Annotated in this window: 18 protein-coding genes; 6 read left to right on the top strand and 12 right to left on the bottom strand. The window is 31.8% G+C overall.

What is annotated here, in order from left to right; translation table 11 throughout:
- Positions 1-2 precede the first annotated feature (2 nt).
- Genes ureG through HM981_RS07765 form a run of 3 tightly spaced genes read left to right on the top strand, consistent with a single transcriptional unit; the run spans position 3 to position 2,127 of the window.
- Positions 3-641: an urease accessory protein UreG gene (gene ureG / locus HM981_RS07755; RefSeq protein ID WP_179338178.1), complete on the top strand. Its 639-nt coding sequence runs from the start codon at positions 3-5 to the stop codon at positions 639-641.
- Positions 638-1,423, top strand: coding sequence for an urease accessory protein UreD (locus HM981_RS07760; RefSeq protein WP_179338180.1), 786 nt, complete (start codon positions 638-640; stop codon positions 1,421-1,423). The genes ureG and HM981_RS07760 overlap by 4 nt, the downstream gene beginning before the upstream one ends.
- A complete protein-coding gene (locus tag HM981_RS07765; protein ID WP_179338182.1) occupies positions 1,423-2,127 on the top strand; it encodes a hypothetical protein in 705 nt (234 codons plus the stop codon). Before HM981_RS07760 ends, HM981_RS07765 begins: the two co-directional genes overlap by 1 nt.
- A 183-nt stretch (positions 2,128-2,310) precedes the next feature.
- On the opposite strand, the gene rimO is transcribed toward HM981_RS07765, so the two are convergent.
- On the bottom strand, positions 2,311-3,618 hold the full coding sequence (gene rimO / locus HM981_RS07770; protein ID WP_179338184.1) for a 30S ribosomal protein S12 methylthiotransferase RimO: 1,308 nt from the start codon (positions 3,616-3,618) through the stop codon (positions 2,311-2,313).
- Positions 3,619-3,742: 124 nt separating this feature from the next.
- On the opposite strand from rimO, the gene HM981_RS07775 reads away from it, so the two are divergent.
- Entirely contained in the window at positions 3,743-4,819 is a 1,077-nt protein-coding gene (locus HM981_RS07775) for a serine hydrolase domain-containing protein (RefSeq protein WP_179338186.1), read from the top strand.
- 117 nt (positions 4,820-4,936) lie between these two features.
- A complete protein-coding gene (locus tag HM981_RS07780; protein WP_179338188.1) occupies positions 4,937-7,120 on the top strand; it encodes a T9SS type B sorting domain-containing protein in 2,184 nt (727 codons plus the stop codon).
- A 28-nt stretch (positions 7,121-7,148) separates the two neighbouring features.
- On the opposite strand, the gene ftsY is transcribed toward HM981_RS07780, so the two are convergent.
- The 8 genes from ftsY to HM981_RS07820 form a co-directional block, all read right to left on the bottom strand.
- The gene (ftsY, locus tag HM981_RS07785) at positions 7,149-8,123 is read right to left on the bottom strand and encodes a signal recognition particle-docking protein FtsY (RefSeq protein ID WP_179338190.1); all 975 of its coding nucleotides are present in this window, start codon (positions 8,121-8,123) and stop codon (positions 7,149-7,151) included.
- Positions 8,124-8,539: 416 nt separating this feature from the next.
- The gene (locus tag HM981_RS07790; protein ID WP_173588131.1) at positions 8,540-8,692 is read right to left on the bottom strand and encodes a DUF4295 domain-containing protein; all 153 of its coding nucleotides are present in this window, start codon (positions 8,690-8,692) and stop codon (positions 8,540-8,542) included.
- 6 nt (positions 8,693-8,698) lie between these two features.
- On the bottom strand, positions 8,699-8,881 hold the full coding sequence (gene rpmG / locus HM981_RS07795) for a 50S ribosomal protein L33 (protein WP_020896723.1): 183 nt from the start codon (positions 8,879-8,881) through the stop codon (positions 8,699-8,701).
- 27 nt (positions 8,882-8,908) lie between these two features.
- On the bottom strand, positions 8,909-9,145 hold the full coding sequence (gene rpmB, locus HM981_RS07800; RefSeq protein WP_179338192.1) for a 50S ribosomal protein L28: 237 nt from the start codon (positions 9,143-9,145) through the stop codon (positions 8,909-8,911).
- A 329-nt stretch (positions 9,146-9,474) separates the two neighbouring features.
- Positions 9,475-10,713 (bottom strand): competence/damage-inducible protein A, encoded by a 1,239-nt coding sequence (locus HM981_RS07805; protein WP_179338194.1) that lies wholly within the window; start codon positions 10,711-10,713, stop codon positions 9,475-9,477.
- A complete protein-coding gene (locus HM981_RS07810) occupies positions 10,713-11,054 on the bottom strand; it encodes an Hpt domain-containing protein (protein WP_179338196.1) in 342 nt (113 codons plus the stop codon). Before HM981_RS07810 ends, HM981_RS07805 begins: the two co-directional genes overlap by 1 nt.
- Positions 11,055-11,666 carry a fumarylacetoacetate hydrolase family protein gene (locus tag HM981_RS07815; RefSeq protein ID WP_179338198.1) on the bottom strand — a complete coding sequence of 204 codons (612 nt, stop codon included), beginning with the start codon at positions 11,664-11,666 and terminating at the stop codon, positions 11,055-11,057.
- Positions 11,667-11,752: 86 nt separating this feature from the next.
- On the bottom strand, positions 11,753-12,529 hold the full coding sequence (locus tag HM981_RS07820; protein ID WP_179338200.1) for a 3'-5' exonuclease: 777 nt from the start codon (positions 12,527-12,529) through the stop codon (positions 11,753-11,755).
- Positions 12,530-12,823: 294 nt separating this feature from the next.
- Between HM981_RS07820 and HM981_RS07825 the strand changes: the two genes are divergently transcribed.
- Positions 12,824-15,052 carry a tetratricopeptide repeat-containing hybrid sensor histidine kinase/response regulator gene (locus HM981_RS07825; RefSeq protein ID WP_179338203.1) on the top strand — a complete coding sequence of 743 codons (2,229 nt, stop codon included), beginning with the start codon at positions 12,824-12,826 and terminating at the stop codon, positions 15,050-15,052.
- A gap of 246 nt (positions 15,053-15,298) precedes the next feature.
- Here the strand turns inward: HM981_RS07825 and HM981_RS07830 are convergent, their stop codons facing one another.
- The 3 genes from HM981_RS07830 to HM981_RS07840 form a co-directional block, all read right to left on the bottom strand.
- Positions 15,299-17,635, bottom strand: coding sequence for a carboxypeptidase-like regulatory domain-containing protein (locus HM981_RS07830; protein ID WP_179338205.1), 2,337 nt, complete (start codon positions 17,633-17,635; stop codon positions 15,299-15,301).
- Positions 17,636-17,826: 191 nt separating this feature from the next.
- Positions 17,827-19,899 (bottom strand): hypothetical protein, encoded by a 2,073-nt coding sequence (locus HM981_RS07835; RefSeq protein WP_179338207.1) that lies wholly within the window; start codon positions 19,897-19,899, stop codon positions 17,827-17,829.
- Between the two features lie 442 nt (positions 19,900-20,341).
- Positions 20,342-21,751 carry a dihydrolipoamide acetyltransferase family protein gene (locus HM981_RS07840; RefSeq protein WP_179338209.1) on the bottom strand — a complete coding sequence of 470 codons (1,410 nt, stop codon included), beginning with the start codon at positions 21,749-21,751 and terminating at the stop codon, positions 20,342-20,344.
- Between the last annotated feature and the right edge of the window lie 56 nt (positions 21,752-21,807).

The raw sequence follows: 21,807 nt of genomic DNA on the forward strand, positions 1-21,807 counted from the left end.
AAATGAAAGAAAGAACTTATATAAAAATTGGCGTAGCAGGACCTGTTGGTTCCGGTAAAACCGCGTTAATTGAAAGAATCACAAGAGCCATAAGCAAGGATTATAGTATTGCTGTGGTTACCAATGATATTTACACACAAGAAGATGCACAGTTTTTAACTCAAAATAGTTTACTCGATCCCGATAGAATTATCGGAGTAGAAACAGGTGGTTGTCCGCATACCGCAATTCGTGAAGACGCTAGTATGAATATGGAAGCTGTTGATGAATTAGCCAACAGGTTTCCAGAAGTTGAATTGATATTTATTGAAAGTGGAGGTGATAATTTATCGGCTACATTTAGTCCTGATTTAGCAGATTTGACCATTTTTGTTATTGATGTTGCAGAAGGTGATAAAATTCCACGTAAAGGTGGTCCTGGAATAACAAGAAGTGATTTATTGGTGATTAACAAAATTGATTTAGCACCTTACGTTAGAGCAGATTTAGGGGTTATGGAAACCGATTCACGAAAAATGCGAGTTGGTAAGCCTTTTATTTTTACCAATTTGTTTGATGGCACTGGCTTGGATGATGTTATTGGTTGGATTAAAAAATACGCACTATTTGAAACCGTTGAAGAACCCAATCTTTTAAAATGAAATCGACCGTTGCAATCCATACATTTAACAGAAATGGTATTACCTATTTAAAGGAATGCTTTGCCTCCAACCCATTTAAGGTAATGGATGTACGCGAAGATAAAACTCAACCGTGTCTAGAACTAATGCTTATGAGTTCTTCACCTGGAATTTTAGATGGCGACCATTATACGTTTCAAATTGATGTGAAAGAAAATTGTGCTTTATCGTTGCATACACAATCGTATCAGCGTATTTATAATATGAAAACATCTGCTGTTCAAAACACAACGATTAACGTTGGCGAAAATGGATTTTTTCAATATTTACCGCATCCAACAGTACCGCATAAAGATTCCAACTTCATAGCTCAAAACGACATTTATTTATCTACAGGATCTACGTTAATTTGGTGCGATTTATTTAGTTGTGGCCGAAAACTAAATGGTGAATCCTTCGATTATAATTCGTTTGAAAATAGCACAACCATTTATCAAAATAGTATCCCAGTTGCTATTGAGCATATTTGCTTTCAACCAAAATTACAGATGCCAACATTACTCGGTCAGTTAGAAGATTTCTCTCATAGTGGTAGTATTTTTATCATCAACGAAAACTTGGATGTCAAAACCATTAAACAAAAAGCAGACGACATTCTAATTCAATTTGAAGACATTGAATTTGGGACGTCACTCGCGCCAACAAATGGTTTAATAATAAAACTATTAGCTAATAGCGGAGAACATTTATTTCAGATTACACAAACGGTTGTTAAAGCACTTAAACTAGAAATTGAAAATTAATGGACCATAGTTTTTCTCTATTATTAACGTCTGCTATTGGCATCAGTATGATTCATACCTTAACTGGTCCTGATCATTATCTTCCGTTTATAGCCTTGTCTAAATCTGGAAAATGGTCGTTAAAAAAAACAATATTTTGGACGTTAATGTGTGGTTTTGCTCATGTTTTAAGTTCTATTTTAATTGGTTTAATAGGTATAGGAATTGGTTACACTTTAATTCAATTTGACCTTATTGAATCTACGCGTGGTAATTGGGCTGCATGGTTGCTATTAATTTTTGGAATTGGTTATACACTATGGGGATTATATAGTCTAAAACGCAATAAATTACACAAACATTTTGAGGTTAATGATGACGCTGATATTTTAATTTATGAACATAAAGATGATGGCAATGCTGTTTTACCAGACGAGAAATTTAAGGTAACACCTTGGGTAATGCTTTTTATTTTTGCTCTTGGACCTAGCGAACCTTTAATTCCGCTTTTATTCTATCCTACTGCTGAGCAATCTTTTCATCAAGTTAGCATTCTAATTATAGTTTATCTCGCTGTTACGTTACTATCAATGCTCTTTATGGTGTTGCTAGGTTATTTTAGTATTCAGCGTTTTCAGTTTGGCTGGCTAGAAAAATATATGGGATTATTGAGCGGATTGATTATTTTAACTTGTGGTATTGGAATGGTATTTTTGAATTGGTAATAGTTTATACCGCGATTTTTTTTTATAAAACCATCAACCTTATATAAATATTCCAAGACCATAATACTTGTAAAAAATGGTCAGGGTTAAACTGTAGTAAAACTTAATATTTACGTTTAACAAAAAAATGGTTGCTAATATGTCTAGTAAACACATTAGCAACCATTCAATAAATACTTTTATTTAAGAGACTAAGACTTCTCCATAAAGATCAAAATCTTCAGCTTCTATAACTTTAATGGTGGCAAACTCACCAGTTTTTAAATAGGTTGTTGTAGCATCAATACGCACTTCATTATCAACATCTGGAGAATCAAATTCTGTACGACCAACAAAATAATTACCTTCTTTTCTGTCGATAACCACTTTAAAGACTTGCCCTATTTTAGCTTGATTCAATTCCCAAGAAATCTGAGATTGAATTTCCATAATGTCATTAGCACGTTGCATTTTCACTTCCTCAGGAACATCATCTTCCAAATTATAAGCGTGTGTATTTTCTTCGTGAGAATACGTAAAACAACCTAAACGTTCAAAACGCATTTCTGAAACCCAATTCTTAAGTTCTTCAAAATGTGCTTCAGTTTCTCCTGGATAACCAACAATTAGTGTTGTTCTAATAGTCATTTCAGGAACAATTGCTCTAAACTCATTAATCAATTTTGTGGTCTTATCTTTTGTAGTACCACGACGCATCGATTTTAATAAATCATCAGAAATATGTTGTAACGGAATATCTAAATAGTTACAAATCTTTGGCTCACGCTTCATAATGTCTAAAACATCCATCGGAAAACCTGTTGGAAATGCATAGTGTAAACGAATCCATTCAATACCTTCAACTTTAACTAAGTTTTCTAATAACTCTGCAAGATTTCGTTTTTTATAAATATCTAATCCGTAATATGTTAAATCTTGAGCAATAAGAATTAATTCTTTAACACCATTAGCGGCTAATTTTTCAGCTTCAATAACTAAATTCTCAATAGGAGTACTTTTATGTTTTCCTCTCATTATTGGAATGGCACAAAAACTACAAGGTCTATCGCAACCCTCTGCAATTTTAAGATAAGCATAGTTTTTTGGTGTCGTTGTTAAACGCTCTCCAATTAACTCATGTTTATAATCGGCGCCTAATGCTTTTAATAAGCCAGGTAATTCTGTAGTTCCAAAATACTGATCTACATTAGGAATTTCCTTTTCTAAATCTGGCTTGTAACGCTCACTTAAACAACCTGTAACAAAAACTTTATCGACTTCGCCATCTTCTTTTTTCTGCATGTATTCCAAAATGGTGTTCACACTTTGTTCTTTGGCATTATTGATAAAACCGCAAGTATTAATAACAACAACGTTACCTTCTTGTTCATGGACAACGTCCTTTCCACTTGCTTTTAACTGTCCCATTAACACTTCGCTATCGTAAACATTTTTACTACAGCCTAAAGTAATGACGTTGATTCTGTTTTTCTTAAGAGTTTTTGTACGCATGTTTTTGTAAATCAGTTTGCAAAGATACGTAATGATTTACGATATTTGATTACTCGATTATGGTTTGTAATTTAAACGATTAAACCTTAGCTTATTTTTAGTGTCCTATATAAAATATAATCTTATGAAAAACAGCTATTTTACATGTCTCATCTTATCTTTTTTACTTAGTTTTTCATGCGCTTCTAACGACGATACAGAGCCTCAAGAACCAGAAACTGAAGACATATATTTTCCGCCTATAAATTCTAATGAATGGGAAACGAAGTCAATGTCTGAATTAAGCTGGAATGAAGATGAGTACGCTCCACTACTCAGCTTTTTAGAAGAAAAGAACTCTAAAGGATTTATTATATTACACAAAGGAAGGATAGTCGTTGAAGACTATTTCAATGATCATACAAGTAGTTCATCTTGGTATTGGGCAAGTGCAGGAAAAACGCTGACAGCAGCAGTTACAGGTATTGCACAAGAAGAAGGACTTATTGATATAAATAATAAAGTTTCAGATTATTTAGGAACGGGTTGGACAAGCGCTCCTTTGAATAAAGAAAATCTAATTACTTCTAAACATTTATTATCCATGACTTCTGGTTTAGATGACACTTTAGGTGATGATGTTTCACCTAATAATTTACAATATGTTGACGATGCAGGCAGTCGCTGGGCATATCACAATGTATATGTAAAATTACAAGATATTGTAGCAGAATCTAGCGATACCAGTTGGGATAATTACTTTAATACCAATCTTAGAGATAAAATAGGAATGTCTGGGAGTTGGATAGATCTTGCTGGTTTAAGTGTTTATTTTAGTAATACGAGAAGCATGGCTAGATTTGGCTTATTAACGTATGCCAATGGTAAGTGGGAAGACGAACAAATTCTTCGTGAAAATTATATGTCTGCTGCCACAAACACTTCTCAAGATATTAATTTAGCGTATGGCTATTTATGGTGGTTAAACGGTAAGTCTTCGTACCACTTACCTCAAAGTCAACTTGAAATTTCAGGTGAACTTATTCCTGATGCTCCAAGTGATATGTATGCAGCATTGGGTAAAAATGATCAAAAAATCTATATCGTTCCTAGTAAACAGCTGGTAATAATACGAATGGGACAATCTGCCGACGATGATAATTTTGCACTTTCTAATTTTGACAATGAACTTTGGGTAAAAATTAATGCGCTTATTGATTGATTCAATAAAACATAAAATATTTTATCAATTTTAAATTCCTCTATAGCGCAAGTTTTATGTAAAGAATACATCTAAAAAGTAAACAACTAAGTAGGATTATTCAAAAAACATAACACTTTGCATATAAAAAATAAGCTATTACTTACCATTTTCTTTTGCTACTCTATTCAAATATATGCCCAATTATGTGAAGGTAACTTAGGCGATCCTGTTGCTGAAATAGACTTTGGTTCTGGTACTGCTAGAGGAGGTGCTTTAGGATCTGAAATCACCGCATTTTCATACAGCAATTCTGGAGAATTAGACGAAGGCGAATACACCATATCAAATACCACAAGCGGATTAAAAGCTAATGCTTGGCATGTAACAACTGACCATACAGGAAACTCTAATGGCTATATGATGGTCATAAATAGTGCTGTTCTCGCTAACGAAGGTGTTTTTTATACCAAATCTATTACAGGACTTTGTTCTAATACAACTTACGAATTTTCTGCATGGTTGATGAATATTATGAATCCATCGGCAGGTACAGATCAATATCATCCCGATGTTACGTTTAGAATAAGTAGCCCAGGAGGTGAAATATTAGGATCATATAATACAGGTGATATTTCACAAAGTTCCTCCGGTATTTGGCAGCAATATGGTTTCTTTTTTACGCTAAACAATGATGAAACGGTTATTATAACCATATTAAACTCGGCTCCAAGTGCACATCCAGGAAATGATATTGCTCTAGACGATATTGCCTTTAGACCTTGTGGGCCAACAATTATAAATTCTATAGACAACCACATTAGCAGTGCAATTACACTTTGTGAAGATGAATTGGTTAACTATACCTTTCAATCTGATGTGTCTTCAGGTTATGTAGATCCTCAATATCAATGGCAATATTCTGATGATTTAGGTGAAACTTGGGTTGATATTAATGGAGAAACGTTAACGGAATTTACATTTACCGACACTGATAATTCTGGAATTTATTTATATCGTATAACGGTTGCAGATGGAACCAATATAAATTCGATTTCGTGTAGAATTACCTCAGAAAACTTTACGGTCACTATTCTAGAAACACCAGAGCCCTTAACAGGAGATTCTGAACAAACTTTTTGTACAACGCAACAACCCACTGTAAATAATATTAACGTCAGTGCAACTGCCATTTGGTATGATTCATTAATTGATGGAAATATCATTACAGACACATCAATATTAATCGATGGTACTACCTATTATGGTGCTCAAGAAACGGTTAACGGTTGTGAAAGTGATGTACGGTTTCCTGTATTAGTTAGCATAGTATCACCAAGTTTAATGATCACTAATGTAGAAACCTATATTTGTGACACCGACAATGACGCTGAAGAAAATATAGATTTAACACTTTATGAATATGACATGGTAAACTGTGAAGATTGTACATTTAGTTATTTTGAAAATCTAAATGAAGCCCAGAATAATAGTGAAGATGATAAATTAATAAATCCAGAAAACTACAATTATTACCCTGAAACTCTAACAATTTTTGTAAGAATAGATTCTCCTGACCAATGCTATCAAATAGCTGAAATTATATTAAATTTAGAAGCAACACCAATAATCGACCTAGAGGATTCCATTGGGATATGTGCCACATACAATGCTATAAATATTGATGCAGGTTATGGTTTTGATAGTTATTTATGGTCCACTGGAGACACATCACAATCTATTACTATCACCGACCAAAATCTAGGACTACATTGGGTTACTGTGACCGAAGATCATGACAATTATATTTGTTCATCTACTAAGAGTTTTGAAGTTATACTTTCCAATACTGCTGTTATATCTAATATTACCATTAACGATTGGTCAGATCATAACAACTCCATTACTGTTCATTTATCAAATCTGAGTTTAGGTGATTACGAATATTCAATAGACAATATTTATTATCAAAATAGTAGTGTTTTTTCAGGTTTAGATCCTGGAGAATATACCGTTTATGTTAGAGATAAAAATGGTTGTGGCATTATTGAAGAGGTTGCATATCTATTAAATTATCCGAAATATTTTACACCAAATGGTGATAATAATCATGATACTTGGTTTATAGAAAATTCCTCTTCAGAACCAGAACTAACGATAAACATATTTGATAGATACGGAAAGATACTTCAAACCTTAAATCATAATTCTCAATGGGATGGCACTTATAAAGGAAGTGACATGCCAACATCTGATTATTGGTTTGTAGTGACAAGAGAAAATGGCAGAACTTATTCCGGACACTTTACTTTAAAGCGATAGAATATTCAATTAAGAGGTGATTGTTCTATTATTTGAAGAATGAATCTACAAACTCATATTTATTAAAGACTTGTAAATCCTCAATACCTTCTCCCACTCCTATATATTTTACAGGGATTTGAAATTGATCGCTAATTCCTATTACAACTCCACCTTTTGCTGTACCATCTAACTTTGTTACTGCTAATGACGTTACTTCAGTTGCTGCAGTAAATTGTTTAGCTTGTTCAAAAGCATTTTGTCCTGTAGAACCATCTAATACTAATAAAACATCATGAGGTGCATCAGCAACTACTTTTTGCATTACACGTTTTACTTTAGTTAACTCATTCATTAAGTTAATCTTGTTATGTAAACGTCCTGCTGTATCAATAATAATAACATCTGCATTTTGATTCACACCAGATTGTAAAGCATCAAAAGCTACAGAAGCAGGATCTGATCCCATTTCTTGACGAATCATTGGCACATCAACTCTGTCTGCCCAAACTTGTAACTGATCTATAGCTGCAGCTCTAAACGTATCTGCTGCACCAAGGACAACGTTTAAACCTTTCTTTTTAAACTGATAAGCTAATTTACCAATAGTCGTTGTTTTACCAACACCATTAACACCAACCACCATAAGTACATAAGGTGTTTTAGAACCGTCAGCTTGTTTTGGTAATTCCGGAATTGTATATTCTGTGTCTTCACCAGATTTGGTTTCTGACAGTAAGGCCGCAATTTCTTCTCTTAAGATTCTATTTAACTCAGAAGTACCTAAATACTTATCCTTAGCAACTCGTTCTTCAATTCGCGTGATAACCTTTAAAGTTGTATTTACACCAACATCACTCGTTACTAATATTTCTTCAAGATTATCTAAAACGTCATCATCGACTTTAGATTTTCCTGCAACGGCTTTGTTTAACTTATTAAAAAAAGAAGATTTAGATTTCTCTAGTCCTTTGTCTAGTGTTTCTTTCTTTTCTGAAGAGAATATTTTTTTAAAAAAACTCATTTTGTTGTTCGGTTAGTTGTCTTATAGCTTTTTGTTGTTGCATTACGGATTACACATTGACATTGTATGTCTATTTCAAATTTGAACTAGCATCTTTTTAATTGACTGACTCAATTAAATTAGAGTCAATACCTTTAAAGACAGCGTGTAAAACCCAAACCACATATTTACTCGTGGTAACGCACAAAACATAATACAACAACCTTGCCTTTAACAAGTTACTGCTAAGTTGTCATACTATACCAATATCTATTCAAAACAACTGAAATAAAAATGCTATGTTCCTTTACTTAATTAATAAAAAAACTTCATTTTATTTTACAATGATTTTAAAAAGAATCAGCTATTTCAAATATAAACATAAAAAAACTGCTCTCAAATGAAAGCAGTTTAGTTAATCTATATTATAATAAAGATTATTTCTTATTCAAAAAGTCACTGACAAATTCTGGTGCCATTACTGATTCTACAAACATGTAAGCTCCAGTTTTAGGAGATTTTACCATTTTTATAGCTTTTGTCAAACGTTTTGATCCTGTCTGTAAAGACGCTACTGATTTCTTTGCCATGTTTTCTTATTTTATCTCTTTATGAACTGTCATACGCTTAAGGATAGGATTAAATTTCTTAATCTCCATACGGTCTGGCGTATTCTTCTTGTTTTTCGTTGTGATATATCTTGATGTTCCTGGTTGTCCAGAAGTTTTGTGCTCTGTGCACTCTAAGATAACTTGTATTCTATTTCCTCTTTTTGCCATTGTAAATTGACTTAAGCGTAAACGCTATTATTTGTAAAATCCTTTTGCTCTAGCTTCTTTTAACATTGCATCGATACCAATTTTATTGATAGTCTTTAATGCTGATGTAGAAACTTTTAATGTTACCCACTTATCTTCTTCAGGAATGTAAAAACGTTTTTTGATTAAATTAGCATCAAATCTACGTTTTGTTTTATTCATTGCGTGAGAAACGTTGTTCCCAACCATCGCTTTTTTCCCAGTAAGTTCACAAACTCTTGACATTGTTTTCTTTCTTTAGGTCTATAATTAATTTTCTGCTAATGCTTATTATTCTATTTCGTTTCTAGGATTTTCCTAAGAATTATAATAATAAGATTTTAAAATCCGAACATGGATATTTTAAACAGGGTGCAAATTTAGTAAAACTTTACGTTTCAACAAACATAAAACTATACTTTTTTTTCTGAACCCAAATAAACTTATATTTTCTCTCAAAAATGAAGAGATTTTCTCAGCATTTATAAACCCTTGCGAGTGTTCTGCAATTATTTTATTTTTTTAAAAAATAAGTATTAACGAATCTTCAGCTCAGAGAAAAAAAATATTGCTAGTTAAATTTCTTTTTTAAGTAATTCAAAAGCTTTATTTGTAGCTCTTACTATAACTTTTTCACGAGGAGTTCCAAAATTAAAAACTTCAGAATACACATTATCTTTTGTTGCAATAGCAATCCAAACGGTTCCTACTTCTGCATCTGAATCTCCTTTATCTGGTCCTGCATTACCTGTAGTACTTATGCCATAATCACTATTAAAAAGTGTTCGCACGTTTTTAGCCATTGTTTCTGCCACTTCTTTACTCACTACAGAATGGTCTTTAATATCTTTTTCTGATACGTTTAAGATTTTTACTTTAGATTCTGTTGCATAAGTAACCACACTTCCTTTAAAATAAGCTGATGCTCCTGCATTTTCAGTAAATGATTTTGCAATACGACCTCCTGTACAACTTTCTGCAACAGCCAATGTTTTGCCTTTTGCAGTTAATTGTTTACCAATTATCATTTCTATAGAGTCATCTTCTTCATAACCCACAAAAACATCTTCAATCTGAGGTAAAAGCAATTTAACTTGCTTTTGGATTTCGTTCTCTAGAATTGATTTTTCAGTTGCCTTTCCAGACAGACGTAAACGTACACGTCCTAAACTTGGTAAATAGGCTAATTTTATAAAATTAGGTAAATTGTCTTCCCATGCTTCTATTCGTTCTGCTAATGCACTTTCTCCAAGTCCGTAAGTTAAGATCGTTTTGTGCATTATATATGGAAACTTGAATTTAGCTCTTAACTTCGGAATTACTTGTTCCGTAATTAATGCTTTCATTTCAAAAGGTACGCCTGGAAGCGATACAAATACTTTTCCATTGTTCTCTAACCACATTCCTGGTGCTGTACCATTATGATTCATAAGAACTTCAGCTTTAGTTGGTACTAAGGCTTGTTGTTTGTTGACTTCTAAAAGCGGAGCCGAACTATATTTTAAAAAAATCTGTTCTACATTAGCCAATACCGCTTTATCTTCTATTAACGTATCATTAAAATATTCGCAAATAGTGTGCTTAGTAATATCGTCTTTAGTTGGTCCTAATCCTCCTGTAATAATAATAATATCGGCATTCTCTTCAGCTTCCTTTAAAGCTTTAAGAATATGAGCTTTATCATCTTGAACTGAGGTAATCTGATATATAGAAATACCGTACTTATTAAATTCTTTACCTAAAAATGCGGAATTTGTATCTACAATTTGACCAATGAGAATTTCATCTCCTATAGTAATAATTTCTGCTTGCATTACAGACCAAAATCGGTTTTAATCTCATTAACAGCATTCTCTACTGCAGTTAAAACTATCTGAAGTTGTTGGTCTACATTTTTATCAGTCTGCTCAAACTTTCCCCAATCTTGAACCTCTATTAGTGTATCTAAAACACCCAATTCAAATAAATCTACAGTTGGTTTCATTTTGTGAGCCGCCTGATAAACTTCTTTATAATCTAATTCTGGGACTGCTTTTTTTAATCGTGCCGCATCTTCTGGTACTTCTTCTAAGAAAGCAGCTGCAATAGCTGAGATAAAATCCTCGTCGCCTTCTGCCATTTCACGTACGCGATGTAATTGATAATGTTTTGACATTTATTTTATTTTTATTGAAAACATTTCTTGGTCTTCAAGATATCCTATTAATTGATCGTTTGCAAAAACTTTACCAACTCCTGCTGGTGTGCCTGTAAATATAATGTCTCCAATTTTTAAAGTGAAATATTTTGACACATATTCTATAAGTTCATCAATTTTCCATAACATCAACTCTGTATTTCCTTTTTGAACTAACGTATCATTTTTCTTTAAACTAAAATTGATTTTATCAATATTTTCAAAATCAGTTTTTGGTAACCATCTACCTATTACTGCAGCACCATCAAAGGCTTTTGCTTTTTCCCAAGGAAGACCTTTTCCTTTTAACTGAGCCTGAAGGTCTCGTGCTGTAAAGTCTATTCCTAGTCCAACTTCATCATAATATTTATGTGCAAATTTTCTATCTATATGCTTCCCAACTTTGTTGATTTTCACTAAAACTTCAACTTCATAGTGTACATCATCTGAAAAATCAGGTATAAAAAACGGCTGTTTCTTTAACAAAATTGCTGTGTCTGGTTTTAAAAACACCACAGGATCTGTTGGTTTTTCGTTTTCGAGTTCTTTAATGTGGTCAGTATAATTACGACCTATGCAGATTAGTTTCATATTTCTGTCATTCCTGCAAAGGCAGGAATCTTATTAATTTGATCTTTATTTTATATTATGGATCCCTGCCTTCGCAGGAATGACAATTAACTCAACTTGTTATTAAATTGACGAAGCTTAATAGCCGTAAGAACCTTCTTGGTATATAAAGGGAAATCTGCATTAAGTAACCATCCAAAATAACCTGGTTCTTTTTCTAAAACGTCTACGACTCGTTTTCCTTTATGCTTTCCAAATGAAAAACATTCTTCATCTTCTTTATTAAAAATTAAAAAACCTGCAAAATCTGCAAACTTTTTACGCGAACTGAATTCAGCTAAAAACTTAGTGTCGTTTTCCAAATCCTCATAACGATCTAATTGTGCTTTTAAAACTTCGTAAGTTGCTTTTGTATCTGCTTCTGCACTGTGTGCATCCTCTAAACTTTTATCGCAATAAAATTTATAAGCAGCAACCAAGGTACGTTGTTCCATTTTATGAAAAATAGTTTGTACATCAATAGATTGACTATTTTTCATATCAAAATCTACATCTGCGCGCAATAATTCTTCTGCCAATAATGGAATATCGAAACGATTAGAATTAAAACCTCCTAAATCAGAATCTTTTATCATGTTATGCACTTCCTTAGATAATTCTTTGAATGTAGGCTTGTCTGCAACATCTGCATCTGAAATTCCATGAATTGCAGTAACTTCTGCCGGAATTGGCATTTCTGGGTTTACCACCCAAGTTTTGGTTTCTTCTTTTCCATTTGGATAGACTTTAAGAATTGAAATTTCTACGATTCTGTCTTTTGAAACATTAATTCCTGTAGTTTCTAAATCGAAAAAACAGATTGGCTTTGTTAGATTGAGTTGCATTGTTTTTATTTTGAAAATCAAAGATAAATAGAATATGTAGAAAAGCCTTAATTAGAATAAAAAAGCTCATGTAGTCTTTTAAAATTTAATGTTTGACCAATCTAAAACTAACAACATCAAAAACCTAAACCTATTAAAAGCTTAAAATACTGTGTAGAACCAACACCCTGTTTTACTAAAAACGATATTGAAAACGACTAAATTCATTATCCTTAAAATATTAGCTATAAAAAAGAACTCTCATCACATTTTTTTTAGTAATTTGACATATATTCTTACATATTGTCGATTTCCATGCGAATACACCTCATATATTTAGTTTTTTTTCTACATTTTTTTGCACTTAATGCACAACAAAATAATAGCTCCACTAATAATCCAATACCTTCTGAAGACAACGAAATAAAACTTTATTTAGATTCTGTAAGTGAGCTTATGAGAGCTGATTATTACAAAGAAGATTACAGTTCTGTTATTATTAAAGCAAACGACATATTAGAAATTGCAAAAAGTAATAAACTAAATGATGAAATTAGTAAAATTCGCAGTTTCTTAGCAAATTCTTATCTCAACTTAAACGACTCTCTAAAGTCACTAGATTATGCTAGAAAAAACATTCAATTAGCAAGAAAACTAAACGATAATAGATCTTTAATAGGCGCACAGATTGATATTGGGAATATTTATTACGCTTTTGGAGAACCAGACCAAGCTATAAGTGCTTTTAAGAAAGCTATACCGCTTGCTGAAGAAGACAACAATGACCTCGCTCTTTTTCTCCTTAATCATAATATAGCTCAAATCTATTTTGACCACTTTAATCTACATGAACAAGCCAAACCATATCTCGATGCAGCAGAATTATATGCACCAGAACATTTTAAGACTGGGCTTGCAGGCCTTAACGCATACAAAGCTCAATATGCATATGAAAAAAAAGATTACGATTTAGCTAAAGGTTTTTACCAACAAGCTATTTTATTATCTAAAGAAACCAATAGTTTAGATATATTAAAAAAAGCATATAATGGTTATATTGAATGCCTTGCTCAAACAGGCGATTATAAAAAGGCCTATGATATTAACAAAATAAAAGATAGCCTTTCTGTTGAACAGAGTAAAGTAGAAATTCAAAAGTCGGCAGATAACCTGACTAATACGCTTAAAAATGCTAAAATAAAAGAAGAACTTAAAAATGAAGAACTCAGAAATGAGGTGATAATAGAAAAAGCGGCATCACAAAAAAATATCTTAGTCATAAGCATTTTAGTAACCCTCTTACTTTTAGTTCTCTTGGCCAACTTACTAAAGGTGACTAAAAATAGAAGAAAATTAAATATTGAATTAAAGAAAAAGAATGAAGAGTACTTAGCTGCCAAACTAAAATCCGAAAAATTAGCGGAAGCTAAATCACGATTTTTATCTACCATGAGCCATGAACTTCGTACTCCGCTATATGGTATTATAGGCCTAAGTACTGTGCTTAATAATGATAAAAACCTTATATCTCATAAAACCGAATTACAATCTTTAAAATTTTCTGCAGACTATTTACTAAACCTTGTAAACGATGTATTGACTTTAAACAAAATGGATTCTGATGAAAAAATAAAATTTAAATCAAAATCATTTCACCTTAATGACTTTCTTCATAACATAAAAGAGTCTTTAGAATACTTAACCAGACAAACTAATAACCAACTTATTATAACTATTGATCCTAAAATTCCGAAATGGCTAAAAGGAGACCAAACTAAAATGTCTCAAGTTCTCATTAATTTATTAGGTAATGCATTAAAGTTTACTCACCATGGTAAAGTGGAACTTTGTGTGTCTATTATCGAAATCACAGAAAACGAATCAAAACTTAAGTTTGAAGTTATAGATAATGGACAAGGAATTCCTTTAGCTGATCAACAAAAAATATTTGAAGAATTTGGACAACTTAAAAACCAAGGAGATTTTCAAGGATCCGGTTTAGGACTTACAATTGTTCAAAAATTACTTATCGATATGAAATCTAACATACAACTAGAAAGTGTTGTAGATGAAGGCTCAAATTTCTTTTTTGAAATAGCGTTTGGAATTTCAAAACGAGAGCGTTCCAATGAGGATGTTCAAGATAAAATCTCTACAGACTTGCTTCGCGGCAAAAAAGTCTTAGTTGTAGATGATAATAAAATTAACCTTTTAGTGACAAAAAAGACATTGGAAAGTCACGAAATACTCGTAGACGTTGCCACTAATGGTCAAGAAGGTATAGATAAAATTATGCTAACTGATTATGATTTGGTGTTAATGGATGTTCATATGCCTATTATGGATGGCATTGATGCGACTAAAATAATCCGAGACCTACAAAAACCTACTGTTGTTATTGCATTAACAGCTGTAACACAAGACGAACAAGACGACCGCTTTAAAGGTGCACAATTTGATGATTCTATTGTAAAGCCTTATAAAGTGAACGAATTTTTAAACACACTTGCCTCTAACCTTGTTTCTAAGCCTAAACACGATTAATAAATCAAAGTACTAAAAGTACTATTGTATTTATAATACAACAAAACAAAGACCATCAAAGAATTTGTATCTTTTCTAAATTGAATAAAAGCAAGATTACAAATAAGTTAGATCGCATAAACTTATAATTTACACAAAGGTAAATAATAGAAATAAAGGAGACTGAATTAGTCCCTAAAACCTAAAAAATAGATTTGATAAACCTACTCATATTAAGTAAGTGAACAAAGACTATAACACCCCTTACTACAGGCTACAATTACCACTAACAATATCTTGTACTGTAGGATCAAAAGAATTATCTTCAATGTATACTCCATATATTGAAAATGGTCCTGAACTTTCTTCTTGGTAAGTACCGTTAATAAATAAATTTTGTAGTGCACAAAAATCTACTAAATTTTGATTTGGAGCAATATTCATAACATCAAAATCCAAATCTCTACCAATATTAACACCTGTTACATTAATTAAATTATCTAAGCCATTTAAACTACTTAATGCATCATTACCACCAATAAAAAATAGATAAACAGACGATAAATTATCTAAACCAGAAAGATCTGTAAGTGCGTCATTATAACTAATTCTTAACCTGTTTAAATCTGTAATTTGATTTAATCCTTCTAGTGATGCCAACAACGGTTGTTCATAAATTTCTATTCTATTTGCAACCGATAAACTACTAAGTTCATAAATTGAATTTAATATAGCGTTATTTCGAATAGTAACATCATACGCAGATGTAAGTGACTCCAAACCAGCTAATGATATTAATGAATTGTTATTATCAACGAAAACATTACTTGCATTTATAATTCCGTTTAATCCATTCAATGAATTAAGTAATTCATTTGAAGATATATATATATTTCCTACCTCTACTAAATTATCTAATGATGTAATTGAAGCTAATGACGAATTAACATCTATACGAAGTTCTTCAACCGATATTAAACTATTAAATCCATCAAGATTTTGTAAGTTAGGATTATTTTCGATTGTCAAGGCACCATCAATATTTTCTAGATGAGATAATGGTGTTAAATCAACAATATTGGACGCTGTATCATATACACCAATTTTCAAACTGCCATTGATATTTGCATAGCCAAATATTCCAAAATTATTTACCTCATTTTGATTTAACAAAGTTACATCTCCATTAAATGTACCTCCTGTATCACCACAAGTATTCAACATTCCTAAATTCACCTCTTGGCTATCTAATAATACATCCTCTGCAACTGCCCATTGATTAGTATCATAATCAAATACCATAACGGTGATCATTTCTGTTGTTGAACAAGTCACAATACCTATATCAATTATTCCATCTGTAATACTAAATATATTTAGCTCGTCTATATAAATATATCCATTAGTTAGAGGGTTACCATCGCAATTAGTTGCTACACCTGTAAGCGATGTTGTGGTATACTCCTCAGTGAAAGAAACATTCAAACTAGCTTCCGTGGCATAGCCACCAAACGTCTCAGAATGTATCAATTGATTATTACAAGATCCAGAAACACCATAAATTGATATTAAAAGCTCTTCATTTTTTGGTATTAATCCACACTCAGAATCCTCAGAAATTATATTCCCTGAATAAATTACTTGATTATTACTTACACGCTCAATAGACACGTAATAAAGAGTACTTGCCGCACTACTATCAGAATCAATAGAAAAACATAATTCTACAAAATCTAATGGAAGATCACAGTTCCACCAAGAAAAATGAGTTACTGTACCTATATATTTATTATTAGTTTTAATAGCTTCTCCTTCTTCCTTCCAATAACCTTGTACTTCATTAAAATACCATAGTGGAATAGTATCTGGCGCAATACCTGTTTGGTTAGGCACCACAGGTAAATATATCGTTGATGGACTATTTTCATCTATATTTAAAACCTCACCTGAAGGAGAAAACAGTTTAACAGAAATCATTCCATATGTTTCAAGAATTCTAGCATCATTTGTTTCTGTTTGTGCAAATAATCGACCTGGCATTTCTAAAAATGTACTCCTTATTGATGGATCTAGATAATTTAATATGACATCAACATCTCCATCATACGAATCTCCTTGAGATGTTATAAAATCACCACTAAAGTCTACCTGAGCTCCGTTAGGCAAAGAGACTTCTGATGGCATACCACTACTCACTCTTGCCGTTACCTCTTTTTTTAATAAAACGATATTTATCTTACTAATACCATTAGCTTTTGGAATTACAACTCTTGACCCATCTATATAACCTTCTTTTTCAGCCTTTATGTACGCGAATTTCTCAAATACCGAAGCGTTATTTAATAAAAAAACACCATTAATATCTGTAGTGGCATTAGAATTCCCTATTGTAATTTGCACGTTAGCCAATGGTTCACCTTCCTCATCAGAAATTATTCCTAAAAAATCTGCGTTTATTGATTCACCAAAATTTTCTGTTTGGAAAATGAGATCTTTTTCAATTTCAGAAATCTCATCAATTGTTTCTGTTCTTATATCATCATCATTACAGCTTTGAAGTGTAACTAAAAGAATAAGTAAAAGGCTAAAAACGAATTTATTCATGACTTAATAGGTTTAGTCCTATAAACATAATATATTTTAGATTAAATTCATACTATTTGATTGATTGATTGATTGATTGATTGATTGATTGATTGAAATAAGCATTTATTTTTATCAGATATGATATTAAATCAAATGAAAAAATTAAGATAAATCTTGAAAATCGATTATTTTATTATTAATAAGATTTACTAATCCAATAATTCTGGATAATTAAGAATCAATTCAATTTTCTTTATGATTACTGTGATTTGGCTCATTTGCATTTCTATATTTCTAAAAAATAAGCTAATATCTCTATTAACCCAACTTTCGGAAATAATCCTAGCACCCAAACTAATTCTTAAAATAGCACTCTGAATATCATTACTATATTTTACATTAACAGCTTGCCCAATATGACACTTTTGTCCTGCAAGTCTAATTATTTCTAATGGAGAACCTTGAAAATGCTCAGATATATCAGAATTTAATAATACGTAGAGTTTTTTAACCTGATCTATAGACAACACCTTGCCGTTATTAACAATGAAAAACGGAAAAATGGTACGAATATTTCTCAATCCAAACCCTTTACTATTAGAGCAATTTGTTTTTGCTTCATCTCCATATAATGGCTCTAAAAAGGAAGCATCTTTTACAGAGTCTTCAACAAAATTACAGAACATTTCAATACCCATATTTCTGTAAAGAATTGGGGTTTTAAAATACCTATCCATTTCAACTATGGCAGCATTCCAACGCATGTAAGAGCCATAATTAAATCCATCAGATAATTCATTTGAACACGACCATGTTGTTGGCCAATCTGAATGATTGTAATAATTATTTAATCCTTTAGGCAAAGTGGTTTTTACATCAAAAATTTGGTTACTAATAGTTTTAGGAAAAATTAATGCTCCACAATATGGAGGACCAGTAAAATATTTACTCCCAGTAATACTTACAATATGCCCTCTGTTTAAACTATCTTGTATGTCTTGAGGATCTAACCTAAACTGAGCTGCATCAATAACAACTTGTATTGAGATATTGTTAAGATTATTTATTTTTTCCATCATATCCTTACTAGGTGATTGATAACCTAATTTTGAATGATCCATAACATGAAGAACAATCTGTTTACCAGATTCACTAGTTTTTAAAATGGCATTAAAGACTTCTGAATCTAACTGAGATGCCAGTTTTAACTCACCTTTTTCATCTCTTAAAGGTACTTTAATCAATTCAACATCTCTAAAACCTTCAATTCTATCTCCTTTTTTAATTGGGTAATTGAGTGCTGTAGTATTTTCAAAATGACAACCTTTTAATGCTGCAGCCACACCACTCCCGGTTTCATCGGATGCCACCAAAATATGCGCAATGTCTTTATCTGTAATAATTTGAGTAATACCTGCAATTTGAAGTGATGCATCAGTTCCCGATGGAGAAAAAATTATTTCACTCTCTTCGTTTAAATTAAATATACTTTTTAAGTTATTTTTTAAAGATTCAGAAAAGGCATTGGTTGTAGATTGAAAACCATTCTTTAAACTATTTTTAATTAAAATACTTCTAACTTTATCTGTCTTATCAAAGGCATAATTAGAAACACTTGTCGCTGTTGATGAAGCGAAAGTAAAAGCATCTGGCCTAGGAAATGGTCTGCAACCATATTTATTTAACAGTGCAACTTCATCTATATTTAATCTTAAATCACCTCCATCCATTAACAAATACTCTGTTGGTTTTGCTAAATTTTCTACAATTGGTTTCCAAGATGCTTTAAATTCTTTGTTGGTATTTTTTAAACCATGAAAATCTTGTAATTCTTCAAACTTCAGTAAAGCTTCAGCACTTATATCTTCACCTTTTTTAATTAAATCAATTAATATATGGTTGACAGATTCTAATTTTTCTTTGTCCTCTTTAGGTAATAATTTATAAAATATTCGAGTGACTCTAAATGCTGCAATATCACATAAAGCAACATCATCTTTTTTATTACCTAATGCTTTATACCAAAGTTGCCATTCAATACCATACCTCAAATAAACTAGAGCTAATACCGGATTTTTCAAATATAAAGCTCCTATTATGATGGATTTGTTTGGTACAATTTTAAATACATCTGGCTCAGTAGTAGAGGTAATTATATTAATGTTATTTAATTTAGGAACAGTATTAAAACGTTTTAAAACGTGAACCAGATAATTCACATTATCTTTTTCAAATAGACTTGTTCTTTTATATTGATTTTCTATAATTATATTATTTGTCATAAATGCTTTTATTTAAAACGTTTGTTAAAACGATTTTTCTTACTGTAAAACTTATTAATCATTAAACCTTGCAGTATTTAATACTCTCTTATTTTAAGATGATATAAAAATAAGTTTATTTAAAAAAATTAAGAGCCATTCTGGTTTTTAATTGCTCTATTTTAAAATTTTCATAAAAAACCATAAGTGTAGATAATTGCGTGCGATGCGATGGATGAATGTTATTTATTTCTTTTTTTGGGGACGTGACATTTCTAAAACTTCACACAAGTACAATGAAATCAATCTCATAACTAACGGTTTATTCTAAAAATTTTAACCAGATAATTTATTAAAACGAGAAGAATTAATATGAAATAAAATTTATTCATAAAAAAAGCACAGTATTTAAACTGTGCTTTTATAAATTGTATGTCATAAAACTTAACTACTTAAGCTTAAATTATATTTCACGATCAGAATCCCAATCTTCTAAATAATCTTTAACGGCTTTCACAAATTGTCCGCCAAGTGCTCCATTAACGACTCTATGATCGTAAGAATGCGACAAGTACATTTTAAAACGTATACCTATATAATCTCCTTCTGGTCCTTCAATAACAGCAGGTGTTTTTCTAATAGCACCTAATGCTAATATCCCAACTTGTGGTTGGTTAATAATTGGTGTTCCCATAATGCTGCCAAACGTACCAACGTTGGTCACTGTATAAGTTCCGCCTTGAATATCATCTGGACTTAATTTTCCTAATCGAGCTCTATTAGCTAAATCATTAACACGTTTTACCATGCCATATAAATTAAGTTGATCTGCATTTTTAATTACAGGAACAATTAAATTACCATCTGGTAAAGCTGCTGCCATACCAACATTAATGGCTTTCTTTTTTATGATTTTATCTCCTTGAACAGAAATATTCATCATTGGGAAGTCTTTTAAAGCTTTAGTAATAGCCTCCATAAAAATTGGTGTAAAGGTTAGATTCTCACCTTCACGTTTCATAAAGCCATCCTTAACTTTCTTTCTCCAATTCCAAATATTAGTAACATCAGCTTCAATAAACGATTGAACGTGTGCAGACGTCTGTACCGAATCTACCATATATTTTGAAATGAGTTTCCCCATTCTGGTCATTTCAATAACCTCATCACCACCAGAAATTGTAACTGGCTTTTCAGTAGGCTTCTCTGATTTTGGTTTTTCTTGAGCTGGAGCTATATCTTTTTTAGATGTTTCTATCGAATTTTGACGACGCTCAGCATCAAGCTTCATCGTATCTTCAGATTTAGTTGCTGAAATAGGCTCTGTTTTATGAACAGGACTTGGTGCAGAACTACGAGATTCTAAATAGGCTTTAATATCATTTTTAGTCACGCGATTATCCTTACCTGAACCAGATATAGTATCTAATTCGGCTTGAGAAATACCTTCTTGTTTTGCTATATTTTTTACTAATGGAGAATAAAAACGATCTTCAGTAGACACAACGGGTTCTACTGATGCTTTTGCAGCAACAACAGTTTGTGCTACATCTGCTACAACTTTAGGAGCAACAGGCTCTGCAACAGTTTCTGGTTCTGCAGCAGTAGCTTTAACTTCTACAACATTACCTCCTTCAGTTTCAATGATTGCTATCGTTTGTCCAACTTGTACAACATCGTCAACGTTAAATAGTTTTTCAACTAAAACACCTTCTACTTCACTTGGAACTTCACTATCTACTTTGTCTGTTGCTATTTCTAGAACAGCTTCATCCTCTTCTATTGTATCGCCAACATCTTTAAGCCATGAGGTTATAGTTGCTTCTGCAACACTTTCTCCCATTTTAGGTAACTTAAGTTCAAACTTTGCCATATCTTTAAATTGTAGGTCGTTATTTGCTAATCGCGTGCAAAATTACTAAAAAAATA

The sequence above is a fragment of the Winogradskyella ludwigii genome (assembly GCF_013403985.1).
Lineage (GTDB): Bacteria > Bacteroidota > Bacteroidia > Flavobacteriales > Flavobacteriaceae > Winogradskyella > Winogradskyella ludwigii.

Bases quoted from the DNA above. Each gene is read 5' to 3' on its own strand.
- ureG (WP_179338178.1), top strand. From the start codon at position 3: ATGAAAGAAAGAACTTATATAAAAATTGGCGTAGCAGGACCTGTTGGT.
- HM981_RS07760 (WP_179338180.1), top strand. From the start codon at position 638: ATGAAATCGACCGTTGCAATCCATACATTTAACAGAAATGGTATTACC.
- HM981_RS07765 (WP_179338182.1), top strand. From the start codon at position 1,423: ATGGACCATAGTTTTTCTCTATTATTAACGTCTGCTATTGGCATCAGT.
- rimO (WP_179338184.1), bottom strand. From the start codon at position 3,618: ATGCGTACAAAAACTCTTAAGAAAAACAGAATCAACGTCATTACTTTA.
- HM981_RS07775 (WP_179338186.1), top strand. From the start codon at position 3,743: ATGAAAAACAGCTATTTTACATGTCTCATCTTATCTTTTTTACTTAGT.
- ftsY (WP_179338190.1), bottom strand. From the start codon at position 8,123: ATGAGTTTTTTTAAAAAAATATTCTCTTCAGAAAAGAAAGAAACACTA.
- HM981_RS07790 (WP_173588131.1), bottom strand. From the start codon at position 8,692: ATGGCAAAGAAATCAGTAGCGTCTTTACAGACAGGATCAAAACGTTTG.
- rpmG (WP_020896723.1), bottom strand. From the start codon at position 8,881: ATGGCAAAAAGAGGAAATAGAATACAAGTTATCTTAGAGTGCACAGAG.
- rpmB (WP_179338192.1), bottom strand. From the start codon at position 9,145: ATGTCAAGAGTTTGTGAACTTACTGGGAAAAAAGCGATGGTTGGGAAC.
- HM981_RS07805 (WP_179338194.1), bottom strand. From the start codon at position 10,713: ATGCAAGCAGAAATTATTACTATAGGAGATGAAATTCTCATTGGTCAA.
- HM981_RS07810 (WP_179338196.1), bottom strand. From the start codon at position 11,054: ATGTCAAAACATTATCAATTACATCGCGTACGTGAAATGGCAGAAGGC.
- HM981_RS07815 (WP_179338198.1), bottom strand. From the start codon at position 11,666: ATGAAACTAATCTGCATAGGTCGTAATTATACTGACCACATTAAAGAA.
- HM981_RS07820 (WP_179338200.1), bottom strand. From the start codon at position 12,529: ATGCAACTCAATCTAACAAAGCCAATCTGTTTTTTCGATTTAGAAACT.
- HM981_RS07825 (WP_179338203.1), top strand. From the start codon at position 12,824: ATGCGAATACACCTCATATATTTAGTTTTTTTTCTACATTTTTTTGCA.
- HM981_RS07830 (WP_179338205.1), bottom strand. From the start codon at position 17,635: ATGAATAAATTCGTTTTTAGCCTTTTACTTATTCTTTTAGTTACACTT.
- HM981_RS07835 (WP_179338207.1), bottom strand. From the start codon at position 19,899: ATGACAAATAATATAATTATAGAAAATCAATATAAAAGAACAAGTCTA.
- HM981_RS07840 (WP_179338209.1), bottom strand. From the start codon at position 21,751: ATGGCAAAGTTTGAACTTAAGTTACCTAAAATGGGAGAAAGTGTTGCA.